The organism is Paenarthrobacter sp. NPDC091711 (assembly GCF_044756605.1).
In the GTDB taxonomy this organism is placed as follows: Bacteria; Actinomycetota; Actinomycetes; order Actinomycetales; family Micrococcaceae; genus Arthrobacter.
In genome coordinates, this window is the sequence record NZ_JBIVTF010000010.1 from 104177 (window position 1) to 118138 (window position 13962).

The following is a 13962-nucleotide window of genomic DNA, read 5'->3' on the forward strand; positions in this document are numbered from 1 at the left end:
CGTTCCCGCCTTTTGCGCTCCCGTTTCCGCCATCTGCGCCAGTTACCTCTGGTGCGTATGGCGGCAACGGGTGCGCACGGTTGAGGAGCCGGCCAAGGCGAGCTGGAACTGGTCAAAGCGAGCTGGAGCCGGTCAGGCGGCCTTGGAGTCCGGCTCTTCCCATGTCATCAGGTACGCGCCGATGGTCCCTTCCACTAAGTAGAAAAAGAGCGGCGGAATGTCCTTCTTCGCCACAAGGATGGCGCCGTAGGCGGGTGCGCTGGCCGCAGCCGTAATAGCGATCCACCGTTTTGTCGGCAAGGAAAGCAGGCTCCCGCCGAGCGCAGCCAACGCCACAACATGCAGTCCGGAGTATGCCAGGAACGGCGCGTTGGACCCCCTGCGGTAGGCGAAACCTTCGATGTCAGCAGCCCGCCGGGCGAGGCTTGAGACGAAGAACGGGGCGCCGGCGAGCAGGGCTGCGGCTGCAGCGAAAGCCCACTTCTTCGCCTTCCCGCGCGATGCATTGTCCGGGACAGAACCACCATCCGTGACGGCGCCATTCTCCTGAACAGCTTGGGCGAACGCGGCGAATCCCACCGGCACGGCGACAGTTCCCACGGCCGTAAGGTGCTGGCCGACGATCCATCCGCGCTGGCCTGCCGTCAGCATGCGCAGCCGCTCGGCGTCGTCGGGCGTGATGTAAACGCGTGAGACCGGAGAGATTCCAACGAACCACACCACCGTGCCGGCAACGATCACAGCACCGGCACGGCGATAGGGATGGTTCCCGCTCATGGCAGCAAGGTTAGACCTGTTTGAAGGCCTTCTCCAGATCCAAGATGAGGTCGTCCACGTCTTCGAGCCCTACGGACAGGCGCACGACACCATCGGAAAGACCGATTGCTGCGCGACCCTCCGGTCCCATGGCCCGGTGGGTGGTGGTGGCAGGGTGCGTGATGAGGGACTTGGAGTCGCCCAGGTTGTTGGAGATGTCAATGACGCGGAGGCCGTCGAGCAGGGCGAACGCAGCCTCTTTGGCTGAACGCCCGGCCGAAGGAGACAGCTCAAACGTCAGGACGGTGCCGCCCGCCTTCATCTGCTTCGCTGCAAGTTCGTACTGTGGGTGAGACTTCAACAAGGGGTACTTGACCCAGCTGATAGCAGGCTGCTGCTCGAGCCACTCTGCGATCTTCAAAGCGGATGCTGAGCTGTGGTTCACGCGCAGTCCGATGGTCTCCAGGCCCTTGGTCAGCACCCAGGCATTGAACGCGGACAGTGCAGGACCAGTGTGCCGCATGAGCTGCTTCACCGGGCCATCGATGAATTCCTTGGTGCCAAGGATCGCGCCGCCAAGAACGCGTCCCTGTCCGTCGATGTGCTTGGTGCCGGAGTACACGATCACGTCGGCGCCCAGCTCTCCACAGCGTTGCAGCAGGGGAGTGGCAAAGACGTTGTCCACCACTACGGTGGCCCCGGCAGCATGCGCCAGCTCGCTGACCGCAGCGATGTCCACGATCTCCTGCATGGGGTTGGACGGAGATTCGAAAAAGACCGCGGTAGTGGGCTCGGAGAGGGCTTCGCGCCACTGCTCCAAATCCGGGCCGTCCACGAAGACCGTGTGAACGCCCCAGCGCGGCAGGATCTCATTGAGGATCACAAAGCAGGAGCCGAACAAGGAGCGGGCGGCAACCACGCGGTCGCCGGCAGCCAGCAGGGCACCCAAAGCAGTGAAGACCGCGGACATGCCTGACGCCGTCGCAAAGCAGGCTTCGGTTCCTTCGAGCAGCCGCAGCCGCTCCTGGAAGGTTGCGACGGACGGGTTGCCGTAGCGGGAGTAAACGAAACGTTCGTCCTCACCGGTGAAGGCGCGCTCGGCGGCAGCGGCGGATTCGTAGACGAAACCGGAGTTCAGGAAAACGGCCTCGGACGTTTCCTGGAAATTTGTACGGTCAAGACCACCGCGGACGGCCTGGGTGTCGGGGCTCCAACCGGCGGCGTCGGGATTGAAAGTCACTTACTCGGTCCCCAAATTCGTCGGCAGGCCACGGTTCTTCCAACCGTTCACTGTGCGCTCGCCGTAGCGGTCCGGTTCTCCTTCAAAGCCCTCCAGGACGTTGTAGGCAGTGAAGCCGGCCTGCGTTGCGGCAATGGCGGCGGAGATGGAGCGCTGGCCGGAGCGGCACAGGAACACCAGCTCAACGCCGTCGTCTTCGGGGGCCTGCTGACGCAAATCCTCGATGAAGCGGGAGTTGGGGATACCGCCGGCAAGGTTCCACTGAATGAACAGGGGATCGTTCTCGGTGGCTTTGGTGTCCGGGATGCCGATGTGTGCCCACTCGCCCTCGGTGCGGACGTCCACCAGGATGGCGCCTTCTTCCAACTTGGCCCACGCATCGTGCGGGGTCAGGTCACCTGCGTAGCTCATGCGTGGCCCTCGAATGCTTCGTCGTCGTAGTTCTCCAGCTGGTCCACTGCGGTGGCAACGGCGGCATCGGCATTGGCGATGGCGGCGGGGAGCACGATTGCTTGGGCCACAATAACGTCCGTGCCGTTGAATGTGGCTGCCGGGCTGCCATGGAGCACATAGCCCTCGGCGAGGGCATTGTGGATCCGCTCGCAGAAATCACGGGTGTCCGGGCCTGTAATCAGGCGATAGGAAAGTTTTTCTTCAGTGGGTTCAGGCATAGCTGGTGCTCCTCAGTCACGCTTGCAGTTCGAGTTGTCGATACGCCGAGTAGTCACCTGAGGCACCCCGCCGGAGAGAGGGTTGCCGACCAGCAAGTCAGGGCTTTGCGCTGGTACTCATTACTCAAGAAAAACGTAACATCCACGGGCCTCGGGCTGCACTTGCGGGCTGTTGTCCGGCCGTCATGTTGCGTAATCGGAGGCCGCTTCCCTTATACGTGCTTCAGTGCACGCACTGCGGCGCCCACCGTGGGGAAGAAATGGTCGGGCGTGAACCGGGCTGCCGTGCCCAGCCGGATCAATTTGTCCTTGACAGGTCCCTTCAGTTCGGCGAACACGAGGTCCACACCTTTGCTGGCCAGCCATTCGTCCAGCGTGACGAGGTCATCCAGCGCGGTGGTGTCGATCCCGGTGATGGGCTCTGCGGCGAGGATGACGTGGGTCACCGGGTCCGCAGTCTCCTCCGGGGCCTCGTCCAACTGTTCCCGGACGAAGGCCGCCAGAACCTGCCCGTTGCCGAAGAAGAGAGGTGCATCGAAGCGGAGGATCAGAAGCCCGGGGATGCGCTCGGCGTCGGGGTGCCGCTCGAGGTCGTGATACCCGGGGAGCCCAGCTTCGGCTCCGAGTTCTGTCCGGTAGGGATCCCACGCCCGCCGAACAAAGTCCAGGAGTGCCAAGGCTATGGCTACGACAATTCCCTGCAGTACGCCTACGGTCAGAACTCCCAGGAAGGCTGCCAGCATCACCACCGATTCGCTCCGGCTCAGGCTGAGGAGCCGCTTAACGCCAGCGGGGTCTGCCAGGGCAATGGCCGCCGCGATGACGACGGCGGCCAAGGTTGCGGAAGGAAGGTACCCGGTAACTCCGGGAGCCAGCAACATGAAAGCAACAACCAGCACCGCGCCAACCACCCCGGTCATCTGGGACTTGGCGCCGGCGTCCACAGCCACAGGGGTGCGCGAGGTACTGCCGGAGACAGGGAATCCGCCCAGCAAGCCGGTGGCCGCATTGGCTGCCCCAAGGGCTGCCATCTCCCTGTTGCCCGAGACTTTCTTCCCTTCCTTGGCTGCCAGGGTTTGGGACAGGACGCCAGTATCCGCGAACGCCATGAGGGCAATACCGGCCGCAGCGGGAAGCAGCATCAGAGCGTCAGCCCAGCCTATGCCGCCGAGCGCGGGCATCGGCAGCCCCTGCGGCAAAACCCCGGTGACCTTGACGTCGTCGTTCAGGCCCCAAACGGCCGTTGCAACGCATGAGCCCACCACCGCCAGCAGGACGCCGGGCACCTTCCACTTCAGAAGTTTGGGGATCCAGATGAGCGCGAGTGAACCTAAGCCCAGCAGCAGCGCGGTGATGTTGACTCCGCCGCCCAGCAACCCGGTGGTGACCTTCGCGAGCTTTTGCCAGATGTCGCCGTCGGCCTCTATCCCCAGGAACGCCGGGAGCTGGGACAACGCCACCAGCAAAGCGATCCCGTTGAGGTATCCGAGCCGGATGGGTTTGGACAGCAGCCCGGTGATGGCACCGAGTTTCAGTGCGGAGCCCGCGAGCATGATCACCCCGATCAACACAGCCAACAGCCCGGCGAGTGCCACCGATCTTTCACTGCTGCCGGCTGCAAGCGGAACAATAGCTGCGGCGATCATCGGGGCAAGGGAGGAATCTGGTCCCAACACGAGAATGCGGGATGGCCCCACCACGGCGTAGACCAGCAACGGGATCACCGTGGCGTAGAGCCCGGTGACAGGGGGCAAACCGGCCGCCTGCGCGTAGGCCATGCCCGCAGGCACCAGCAGGGCGAACAGTGCAGCACCCGCCACGGCGTCGTGCCGCAGCCATTCGCGTTTGTACCCCTTGAGTGCCCAGACGCCCGAAAGGCGATCCTTGGCGGAAGTGCGGGTGGCTGAACTCATACAGCGATCATTGCGGACCCACGGTGTTTGCGGAACAAGGTGAACGCTGTATGTGGAAAATGCAACCATCATGAGTCCGGCCCAAATGTGACGTCCCGGGAGCATAATTGACCCAGTACGACCCCCTGTAACTTCGCATGAAATCAGGTCGCGGTGAACGGACAAAGCAGTTCTACACTCAAGCCCATGCTGCACTTTGGATGGTTCGTAGGCCACGGTTTCGGTGTTCAGGGCTGGGGGACTCCCGGCTATGGCCTGGGCTATGACTGGAAGAAACCCGCCCTGTATCAGGAGGCCGTCCGGGCGTTTGAACGATCCGGGTTGGACCTGTTCATCATTGAAGATTCCCTCACCGTTCCGGACACCTATGGCGGCACAGCCGAGGTATCCCTGGCGCACGCGTCGTTCGCCCCGAAGCATGATCCGTTGGCGTTGGTCCCTTACCTTCTCTCCGCCACCGAGCACCTCGGGATCGTCCCGACGGTCAGCGCCTCCTTCTACCCGCCTTTCACGGCCGCCCGGCTCCTGGCTACGCTGCAGCACTTCTCCGAAGGGCAGCTTGGCTGGAACGTTGTCACTTCCGGCAGTGACCTCGCCGCGCAGAACTACGGCCTGGACCAACAGATCGAGCATGACCTCCGGTACGAGAAAGCGGAGGAATTCGTCGACGTCGTCAGGCGGCTTTGGCGCAGTTGGGAACCGGGAGCCGTGCTTGAGGATGTTGACGCGGGGGTGTTCGCGGACCACAGCAAGGTGCACCCCATCAACCACCAGGGTGACTTCTTCAAGGTCAGGGGCCCACTGAACACTGCGCCTTTACCCGAGGAACCTGTGCTGGTTCAGGCCGGTGCTTCTCCCCGGGGCAAGGCATTTGCCGGCGGCAATGCTGACGTGGCCATTGCCCTGGCCCGTGGCGTTGACGGGATGAAGTCCTACCGGGACTCGATTCGCGCAGAAGCTGTGAAGGCCGGCCGCAATCCCGACGACGTCAAGGTACTTTTCGTCCTGAAGCCCACCGTTGTTGGTTCCCCGGCCGAGGCCGAGGAGTTGCGGGCCCAGAGGCGGGAACTCACCCAACGCGACATCGACAGCCAGTTGAACTCCATCTCCTACCTCTCCGTGATCGACTTCAAACAGTTCGACCTCGACGCTCCACTGCCTGAATTGAGCACCAACAGCAACCAGGGCACCCTGGAGCATTTCGCCAAGGCCGCACCTCCGGGTTCCACGCTGCGCCAGATCCTGCAGGCCCGCAGCGGCGGCGCGGGCGACTCGATCATCGGCACGGCAGGCGAGATCGCGGACTACCTGGAGTCGACAGGGTCCGAGGTGGGCGGCGATGGGTTCCTCTTTTCCGGCTTCGTGGACCCGGTGACGGTGCACAGCGTGCTGGACAAGCTCACGCCTGAACTACGGCGTCGCGGCCTGTTGAGGAAGAGTTACGGCAACGGCGGGTTCCGGCAGAACCTCTTGGACTTCTAATGGTGACCGGAACGCCGCTGACCTTGGTGATTGGCGCGGCTCCGGTGCGTGCTGTGGATGTGGCACGTGTCGCCGAAGACCCTGCGTTTCACGTGAAACTCAACCAAGATGCGTTGTCTTTGCTAGAGAAGTCGCGGAAAGTTGTGGAGGTAACAGCAGCCTCCGGGCAACGCGTGTACGGACTCAACACCCTGCTTGGCTCCGGCCGGGATACGGCAGTGGAGGAGAAGTCGCTCCTTGCCTATCAAGTCCAGGTAATCAGGTATCACAACAGCGGGGTGGGCTCGTACCTGGACCGCGCCGCCGCTCGGGCCGTGATCCTCACCCGACTGATCGGTTTCAGCCGCGGCGGCTCCGGAGTCCGACCCGAAACCGCTGTGTTTTACGCCGAAATGCTCAACCGAGGCGTGTTCCCCGCCATCCCGCGCGAAGGTTCGGTAGGCTCCTCGGATCTGACCCAGCTTGCCGCCGTCGCCGCCGTTGCCATCGGGGAGGGTGAAGCGTTTGGCGCGGACGGCACCCTGATTTCCGGTGCCAAAGCGCTCGCCGACGCCGGCCTGCAGCCCCTTGTTCCCGCGCCCGGTGAGGCCCTCGCCCTGGTCAGCGCAAACGCATACTCGGTGGGCGCCGGAACGCTCGCTTTGCTGCGGCTTCGGCACCTGGCCGAGCTGGCCGACGTCGCACTTTCCCTCTCGCTGGAAACGATCGCGAGGTACGACGGCGGCGGGAACCTCAGCCCGTTTTCGCCGGCAATCCAGGCAGCCAAGGCGGTGGACGGGCAGCGGGACTCGGCCGGCGCCGTGCGCCGCCTCTTGGGCGGTGGGTGGCTGGAGGATGTTCGTCCCGAAGCGTCCGTTCAGGATGCATTGTCCTTCAGGGCCGCGCCGCAAACTCACGGAGCCTTTCGAACCCTCGTGGCGCAGCTCGATGCTGCCTTGGAGGTGGAACTGAACGGCCGCGGTGACAATCCGCTGGTTGATGTCGAGTCCGGGGCCATGGTGTCCGGCGGCAACTTCCAACCGATGCAGCTGGCGCTCGCGTTTGAGGGCCTGCGGCTGGCGTTGGCGCACGTGGGAATTTCCAGTGAGCGTCGCATCGCCAAGTTGTATCCGCCGCAACGGGCTATCCGCGCCCGCCATCTGGAGTCGGCGTCCTCCGGGGAGGGCCTGGCTCAGGAGGAACTGCCCGGGCTGCTCTGGTATTCGGCTGCCGGACTGCTGGCCGAGCTCAGGTTCCTTGCCGCCCCTGCCACGCTGGGGGCGCCGACACTTTCTGCCGACGTCGAGGACCATTCAACCCTGGCCCCGCTTGCCTTGCAGCAACTCGAAAAGTCGGTGGAGGCCGCGGAAAAGCTCTTGGTGATCGAGGCGCTGACGGCCTCATATTTGCTGCTTGAGGCAGGAGCCGCGCAGCCGCTGGGAAAGGGGACCGGATTCGTGGTGGGTCGACTCGCGGACGTGCTCGCCCACCGGCCATCCGCTCCGGACTTGGTGGAACGGGCGCGGACGGAATTACGTGATGCCGTCGCCCGGGAATTTTCGGAGGCTGGGGAGAGAACGTGGTGAGTACAGTGATCCGCAAACATGGAGTGCACGCGGCTGTCTCCGTCCCTGACGGGCTGGACGCTTCAGTCCTGGACAAGGTGGGCAACACACCTCTGGTGACGTTGGAGGCGCTGGGCCGTGGTTTGGGCAGCAGCATCCATATCAAGCTTGAATCCGAAAACCCGGGCGGCTCCATCAAAGACCGGACGGCGCTGAGCATGGTCCGGGCGGCGGAAAAATCAGGAGAACTGAAGCCGGGCGCCACCATTGTGGAGAGTACGTCCGGCAATACCGGGATAGGGCTGGCCCTCATTGGTCACCTGACCGGACACCCGGTAGTGGTGGTTACCGGCGACACGATCTCCGAGGAGAAGCTCGCCGCGCTGCACAACTATGGCGCCCGCGTCATCCTGACCGACTGGAACGCGCCGTCGGAATCGCCGGAGAACGCCCGTGCTGTGGCAGCGCGGATTACCGCGGAGACACCCGGAGCGTGGCGGCCGATGCAGTTCGACAACCCTGCCAATCCTGCCGCGCACTATGAAACCACCGGGCCGGAAATATGGGAACAAACTGGCGGGTTGATCACCCACTTCGTAGCAGGCATCGGAACCGGTGGGACCATCAGCGGGAACGGCAGGTTCTTGAAGGAACGCGTGGCAGCCTCGCGGGCGGGTGGGCATCTGGAGGTTGTTGGTGCAGACCCCTACGGCTCCGCCTACAGCGGCGGACATCCGGGCGAGATCCTGGTGGACGGCGTGGGCAACTCCTGGCCCGAGCCCGAATGGCCTCAAGCCTTCGATCGCTCCATCGTGGACCGTTTCCTGCGCATCCCCAACGATGAGGTCTACACCACCGTTCACCGGCTCCTTGACGAAGAAGGGCTCGCGCTGGGACCGTCCTCAGGTCTCGCTGTCGCTGCGGCCATTCGCGTGGCACGGGCGGCGCCCCACGGTTCCGTGGTGGTGGCCATCGCGCCCGACGCCGGAACGAACTATATGAGCAAGGCCTTCAACCCGGTGTGGCTGGCAGAGCACGGCATCCGGCTCGCGGCCGACACCGCTGCCGCGCGCGAGTAAACCCTCTCTCACGTCCCTCGGGTTTGGGGTGATCCCTCTCTCACGTCCCTCGGGTTTGGGGTGATCCCTCTCTCACGATGACCTGCGGCTTTCCCTGAGGCCTGCTAGCATCTGAAACTTCGGCCCGGCACCTTGTCGCCGTAAATTGGGGGTTTTCTTGTTTTCACTTGTTGGTATTCTCTACACGCTGCTGATGGTGGCTGTCGCGGCCTTGGTGATTTACGCCTTGGTGCTCGCAATCATCTTCCTGCGCCTGCGTATTCAGGAGCTGAAGCGGGGACAGGAACCCCCGTTGCGTTAGGCTCCAAGCATGCCTGAACAGGAAACAAAACCACGTCTGGCCGGCTATCTGGACAAGCAGCAGCCGGATCTCTACGCCACACTAAGCCACTATTCACAGCAACTGGTGGACGAAGCTGACCGGCTTGGCATCCCGCGCCGCACCCTGGAACTCATCAACTACTTGTGCTCGCAGATCAATGGCTGCGCCTTCTGCCTGGACCTTCACCATCGTCGGGCCCTGAAGTATGGCGAGACGGAACAACGCCTGTCCCTCGTTGCCGTGTACAAGGAAGTGCAGTTGTTTGAGCCCGCTGAGACTGTGGCCATGGAGATTGCGGAGCAAATCACCCGCATGAGCTCATCGAGGCCCAGCCCGGAGCTCTTCGACCAGGCGCGCCAGCTCTACAGCGATGAGCAGGTCAGCGTCCTGTGCATGGCGGCGATCGGGATCAACGCCTTCAACCGGCTGTCCATTCTGAGCGAGCACCCGGTCCGCGCTGCCAAGAAGTAAGTCCAACCGCTGAAAGGGCGTGCGGCAGCCACCTGCTTTGGCGGCGGGAGCTCGTCGACACACCCCGTGGCTGGCGTGTCGGGGAGGTTTGGACATCAAAGTGGGTGGTGGAGGCTCGCCTGGCGTGGGCTCCTGACCCTGTTTGAGACGAGATCAGCCCCTGGGCAACCGGGAAAGGTTGCACAAGGGCTGATCTGCATCCACAGAAGGTCAGGAAGCCGCAGAGCCACTCACTGCTTTCTTGAGCGAACGCCGTCGCCCGTATTTGAAGTAGAAGATGGCGTAGCAAGCCCCCACGAACGGGACGCCAAACAAGAGTGCCGCCACCTGGTTGGGATCGAACGCGATGCCGATCAGCGACACCACACAGAGTGCGAACGCGAAGATGGGCACCAACGGGAACAATGGGGCCTTGTAGGGGAGCGTTGAGAGGTCTCCACCGTTTTTGATGAAGGTCCGGCGGTAGATGAAGTGTGAAGCCACAATGGACATCCACACACCAACAGTGGCGAAACCGGCCACGGAGACCAGCACCAGGTAGACGGTGGCCGGGGCAACGACGCTGCTGATCAGCGAAGCCAGTCCACCCAGCATGCTGACGCAGAGGGCCACCATGGGAATCCCGCGTTTGGTCAACTTACGGAAGGCCTTGGGTGCGTGGCCTTCGTCGGCCAGCGAGAAGAGCATGCGGGCGCAGGAGAAGAGCCCGCAGTTGCCGGCCGAAAGAAGTGCTGTGATGATCACGAAGTTCATGATGTCCGCGGCGAACGGGATGCCGAGCATGGAGAAGACCGTGACGAACGGGCTCTCGTCCACGCTGACCTGCTCATAGGGAATGGTGGCTGCGATGACCACGATCGCACCAACAAAAAAGATCATCAGCCGGATGACCGTGGTCCGCATGGCTTTGGGGATGTTTGCCCCGGGGTTGGCGGTCTCGCCAGCGGCAACGCCGATCAGTTCGGAGCCGGAGAAAGCATAGAACACTGCCAGGCAGGTGACGAAGACGCCGGTGAAGCCGTTCGGGAAGAGCCCGTCCGGTGTGCTGAAGTTCTCGCCAAAGGAGGGGAAATCGCCAGCTGCGAGGGGGTGGAACCCGGCCAGCGCGGCCCCGCCCAGGATGATCAGGCCGACGACGGCGGCGACCTTGATGAGCGCGAACCAGAACTCTGACTCACCAAAGACGCGCGATGAAATGGCGTTCAGTGTGAACAGGACGGTGGCGAAGACGAAGCACCAGATCCAGACGTCCACACCCGGGAACCAGCGTTGCATGAGTAGGCCCGCTGCCGTGAACTCGGAACCTAGAGCCACAGCCCAGCAGAGCCAGTACAGCCATGCGGTGGCAAAACCAGTTGCCGGGCCGATGGTGCGGGCAGCGTAAATGTGGAAGGCGCCGGAGACGGGGAACGCGACAGCGAGCTCCCCGAGGCATGCCATCACCAGATAGACCACCACGGCGCCGATGAGGAATGCGATGACCGCGCCCAGGGGCCCGGCCGTGGAGATGGTGTATCCGGAACTTACGAACAGGCCGGAGCCGATGACGCCGCCCATGGCGATCATCACCAGGTGCCGGGCCTCCATGGACCGGCGGAGGCCTGTGGGTGAGGCGTCAGTCCGGGACTGCGCCTCGTGTGCCGATGCTTCGGCTTCTGTGGGGGAGCTGAGTCCCATATTCCCTCCGGGAAGTTAGCCAGCAAAGTCTGAAGTAGTACCAGCCGGACGTGATCCAACTAACACGAGAACAAGATTCATCACATGACGAATGGCCATTTCAAGGAGCCTAAGAAACGCGATTGAACGCGCGGACCACTCACAGTCGAGGGCAAGAAGTTCTAATCATTGAGTCATGCGAGCGATTACTCTACTTGCCATCTGCTAGGTTCCTAGCGGAGCTCCGTCAACGAAAACTCTCGAAGTCCGGGGACTTACTCGATGCCCGCAAACAACGCGTTGAGCTCGGCAGTGAGTTGCTTCCGAACAGCCGGTGTACCGATTTCCTTGCCGTTGATGTGATTCACGGGAGCAATCAGGCGGATGCTCGAGATGAGCCACACGGCGTCGGCGTCGAACAGGTCCTGGGGGACAAGCGGCCCGTAGCCGAGCTCCCATCCGGCGGCCTTCGCGGCGGCAAACAGCGCACCCTGCGAGGTGCCTGGAAGTATGCCACTGTCATGCTGAGGCGTGATGAGCCGGCGAACAGTCCTGACGGAACCGTCGTCGTCGACCGTTTCCACGTGGGCCAACAGAACCGTGGACGTCGGACCCTCCAGGACGCGGCCGTCAGTTGAAGTAAAAATGGCGTCGTCTGCGCCTTGTTTGTGGGCGAAGCGCAGCGCAGCCATGTTGACCGCGTAGGAGAGCGTCTTGGCGCCCAGCAACAGCCACGGCGCACGCTCACCGGCTTCGGTGTCGAAGCCACGGTCCAAAAGTACGACGTCGATGCCCGTCTCACGCTGCCGGCGGCTGCCCGCGGGCGAGGGCGAAGCCTGCACCCAGCAGGTAGGGCTGGCTGCGCCTTCAACACCACGGGTGACGATCAACTTGACCACAACTTCGTCCTCCTCCGGAGTGGGGGCGGGGTGGACATCGCGGAACTCGTTGATGGCGGTATCAATCGCCTTGCGCCAGGCTTCCTGCTCCGGAAGCACCAGGTCCAATGCTGCCGCGGAACTGCTCAAGCGGTTCAGGTGGGCCTGCACCTTGCGGGGACGTCCTTGAACGGCAAGAAGTGATTCGAACACGCCGTCGCCACGCGTGGCGCCAAGGTCCGTGGCCATGATCTGGGGCTGGCTGGAGTCGGCAACACGTCCGTTTTCAAAGGCTGGGTCCAGGAAAACCAGGACCGTGGGAGCAGGTGAAGTCATGGTCCCAGCTTAGTGCGGTGCCGTTGCCTGTGACTTTGCCGGATAGGCTGAGGTCACTGTTGTTCTTGGAGCGTGGGGGTTTGCAGGTGCTCTTTCCTTTTCCTTTTGGCCAGGAGTGGACCTGGTTACTGGGTGCGTGGGCCATCGCGGAAGTGGTCATGCGGATCGTCCTTCTGGGCATCATTCCCGGTAACAGGCGCCCCACCACGGCCATGGCCTGGCTTTTGGCTGTGTTCCTCATCCCATCCGTAGGGTTTGTTCTCTTCCTCCTTTTCGGCAATTTCAAGCTGTCCAAGCGGCGGCGTGAGCAGCAGGAAGAGGTAAATCGGCGCGTCCGGGCCGTCACCTCCGATCTTGCCGATCCTGTGAGCGTCTACTCCGGGCCGGAATGGGTGAAGTCAGCGGGTGAGCTGAACCATCGCCTCGGTTCGCTGCCCATGGTTGACGGCAACAAGGTTGAGCTGATCCCCGGCTACCACGAATCCATCAAAGCCATGGCCGAAGCGGTCAAGGGTGCCAAGAGCTACATCAACGCCGAGTTCTACATCATGAGCAGCGACTCCGTGACGGACGAACTGCTCACCGAGCTTGAGAACGCTGCTGAGCGGGGTGTCACCGTCAGGCTGCTCTTCGACCACATCGGAACGCTGCGGGTCAAGGGATACCGTCGCCTGATCCGCCGGCTCAAAGCAGGCAAGATCCAATGGAAGCGGATGCTTCCGCTCCTTCCCATCCATGGTCAATGGCGGCGTCCCGACCTCCGGAACCACCGCAAGATCATGGTGATCGACGGCGAGATCGCCTTCACCGGCTCCCAGAACCTGATCGAGCCCTCGTACAACAACCCGAAACACCACAAGGTTGGCCGTAAATGGGTCGAGCTCATGTCGCGGCTCGAAGGTCCCATCGTGGCAACCCTCAACGTCGTCTTCGCCACGGACTGGCTCAGCGAAACGGACGAATCCCTTGAGGACCAGCTCCGACTACCCAACCAGCCCTCTCCGGGCCACGTCACAGCGCAAGTAGTGCCGAGTGGTCCCGGCTTCGCCACCGAGAACAACCTCCGCTTGTTCAACACCCTGATCTATTCGGCGCAGCACAGGATCTCCATCTGCAGCCCCTACTTTGTGCCGGATGACTCCCTCCTCTACGCCATCACCACCGCCGCGCAGCGAGGCGTCGATGTGGAGCTCTTCGTGTCCGAAAAGGGCGATCAATTCCTGGTTCACCACGCCCAGCGCTCCTACTATGAAGCGTTGCTGGGTGCTGGCGTGCGCATCTACCTGTACCGGGCGCCATATGTTCTCCACGCCAAGCACTTCACCATCGACGACGAAGTGGCCGTTCTTGGTTCCAGCAACATGGACATGCGCTCCTTCTCCCTGAACATGGAGGTTTCGGTGATGCTTTTGGGCGCCGAAACCGTGGACCTCATGCGCGCCGTTGAATCCACGTATCGCGAGGTGTCCCGTGAGCTTATGCTGGACGACTGGATGGATAGACCCCCGCTGGCCAAGTATGTGGATAACGTGGCCAGATTGACCGCCACGCTCCAGTAGTTTGTGTACAGCTAACGCCCTTTTGAGACGTTCTTGAGGGCATTAGCTGCAAAAA

13 protein-coding genes and 1 riboswitch are annotated in these 13962 nt (G+C 62.7%); of the genes, 6 read left to right on the top strand and 7 right to left on the bottom strand.

Translation table 11 applies throughout. From position 1 onward, the window contains the following. Positions 1 to 132 precede the first annotated feature (132 nt). From ACIQH5_RS15535 to ACIQH5_RS15555, 5 genes are all read right to left on the bottom strand, one after another. A complete protein-coding gene (locus tag ACIQH5_RS15535) occupies positions 133 to 777 on the bottom strand; it encodes a hypothetical protein (protein ID WP_400404926.1) in 645 nt (214 codons plus the stop codon). Between the two features lie 10 nt (positions 778 to 787). After that, positions 788 to 1996, bottom strand: a complete 1209-nt coding sequence (locus ACIQH5_RS15540; protein ID WP_062068382.1) for an O-succinylhomoserine sulfhydrylase — start codon at positions 1994 to 1996, stop codon at positions 788 to 790. Beyond that, on the bottom strand, positions 1997 to 2407 hold the full coding sequence (locus tag ACIQH5_RS15545; protein ID WP_062068380.1) for a rhodanese-like domain-containing protein: 411 nt from the start codon (positions 2405 to 2407) through the stop codon (positions 1997 to 1999). After that, complete coding sequence (locus ACIQH5_RS15550) at positions 2404 to 2667, bottom strand: DUF1737 domain-containing protein (RefSeq protein ID WP_400404929.1); 264 nt, start codon at positions 2665 to 2667, stop codon at positions 2404 to 2406. The genes ACIQH5_RS15545 and ACIQH5_RS15550 overlap by 4 nt, the downstream gene beginning before the upstream one ends. 13 nt (positions 2668 to 2680) lie before the next feature. Further along, a riboswitch (SAM riboswitch) is annotated at positions 2681 to 2792 on the bottom strand. An 87-nt stretch (positions 2793 to 2879) separates the two neighbouring features. Beyond that, entirely contained in the window at positions 2880 to 4580 is a 1701-nt protein-coding gene (locus ACIQH5_RS15555) for a SulP family inorganic anion transporter (RefSeq protein WP_400404931.1), read from the bottom strand. Between the two features lie 153 nt (positions 4581 to 4733). Between ACIQH5_RS15555 and ACIQH5_RS15560 the strand changes: the two genes are divergently transcribed. From ACIQH5_RS15560 to ACIQH5_RS15580, 5 genes are all read left to right on the top strand, one after another. Beyond that, positions 4734 to 6062 carry an NtaA/DmoA family FMN-dependent monooxygenase gene (locus tag ACIQH5_RS15560; RefSeq protein ID WP_400404934.1) on the top strand — a complete coding sequence of 443 codons (1329 nt, stop codon included), beginning with the start codon at positions 4734 to 4736 and terminating at the stop codon, positions 6060 to 6062. Continuing rightward, positions 6062 to 7627 (top strand): aromatic amino acid ammonia-lyase, encoded by a 1566-nt coding sequence (locus tag ACIQH5_RS15565; protein WP_400404937.1) that lies wholly within the window; start codon positions 6062 to 6064, stop codon positions 7625 to 7627. Before ACIQH5_RS15560 ends, ACIQH5_RS15565 begins: the two co-directional genes overlap by 1 nt. Continuing rightward, complete coding sequence (locus tag ACIQH5_RS15570) at positions 7621 to 8685, top strand: PLP-dependent cysteine synthase family protein (RefSeq protein ID WP_400404940.1); 1065 nt, start codon at positions 7621 to 7623, stop codon at positions 8683 to 8685. The genes ACIQH5_RS15565 and ACIQH5_RS15570 overlap by 7 nt, the downstream gene beginning before the upstream one ends. A 157-nt stretch (positions 8686 to 8842) precedes the next feature. Continuing rightward, positions 8843 to 8986: a hypothetical protein gene (locus ACIQH5_RS15575; protein ID WP_165450169.1), complete on the top strand. Its 144-nt coding sequence runs from the start codon at positions 8843 to 8845 to the stop codon at positions 8984 to 8986. Between the two features lie 9 nt (positions 8987 to 8995). Then, positions 8996 to 9478, top strand: coding sequence for a carboxymuconolactone decarboxylase family protein (locus ACIQH5_RS15580; RefSeq protein ID WP_400404944.1), 483 nt, complete (start codon positions 8996 to 8998; stop codon positions 9476 to 9478). Between the two features lie 210 nt (positions 9479 to 9688). Here ACIQH5_RS15580 and ACIQH5_RS15585 read toward each other — a convergent pair whose 3' ends face one another. Together ACIQH5_RS15585 and ACIQH5_RS15590 are read right to left on the bottom strand one after the other, a co-directional pair. Beyond that, positions 9689 to 11155, bottom strand: a complete 1467-nt coding sequence (locus tag ACIQH5_RS15585) for an amino acid permease (protein WP_400404947.1) — start codon at positions 11153 to 11155, stop codon at positions 9689 to 9691. A gap of 254 nt (positions 11156 to 11409) precedes the next feature. Continuing rightward, entirely contained in the window at positions 11410 to 12348 is a 939-nt protein-coding gene (locus tag ACIQH5_RS15590) for an aminodeoxychorismate lyase (protein WP_400404950.1), read from the bottom strand. Between the two features lie 86 nt (positions 12349 to 12434). Between ACIQH5_RS15590 and cls the strand changes: the two genes are divergently transcribed. Beyond that, positions 12435 to 13907: a cardiolipin synthase gene (gene cls, locus ACIQH5_RS15595; RefSeq protein WP_400404953.1), complete on the top strand. Its 1473-nt coding sequence runs from the start codon at positions 12435 to 12437 to the stop codon at positions 13905 to 13907. The last annotated feature ends 55 nt before the right edge of the window (positions 13908 to 13962 follow it).

What these genes read in the sequence shown, in the direction of transcription:
- ACIQH5_RS15535 (WP_400404926.1), bottom strand. Translation starts at nt 777, where the DNA reads ATGAGCGGGAACCATCCCTATCGCCGTGCCGGTGCTGTGATCGTTGCC.
- ACIQH5_RS15545 (WP_062068380.1), bottom strand. Translation starts at nt 2,407, where the DNA reads ATGAGCTACGCAGGTGACCTGACCCCGCACGATGCGTGGGCCAAGTTG.
- ACIQH5_RS15550 (WP_400404929.1), bottom strand. Translation starts at nt 2,667, where the DNA reads ATGCCTGAACCCACTGAAGAAAAACTTTCCTATCGCCTGATTACAGGC.
- ACIQH5_RS15555 (WP_400404931.1), bottom strand. Translation starts at nt 4,580, where the DNA reads ATGAGTTCAGCCACCCGCACTTCCGCCAAGGATCGCCTTTCGGGCGTC.
- ACIQH5_RS15565 (WP_400404937.1), top strand. Translation starts at nt 6,062, where the DNA reads ATGGTGACCGGAACGCCGCTGACCTTGGTGATTGGCGCGGCTCCGGTG.
- ACIQH5_RS15580 (WP_400404944.1), top strand. Translation starts at nt 8,996, where the DNA reads ATGCCTGAACAGGAAACAAAACCACGTCTGGCCGGCTATCTGGACAAG.
- ACIQH5_RS15585 (WP_400404947.1), bottom strand. Translation starts at nt 11,155, where the DNA reads ATGGGACTCAGCTCCCCCACAGAAGCCGAAGCATCGGCACACGAGGCG.
- ACIQH5_RS15590 (WP_400404950.1), bottom strand. Translation starts at nt 12,348, where the DNA reads ATGACTTCACCTGCTCCCACGGTCCTGGTTTTCCTGGACCCAGCCTTT.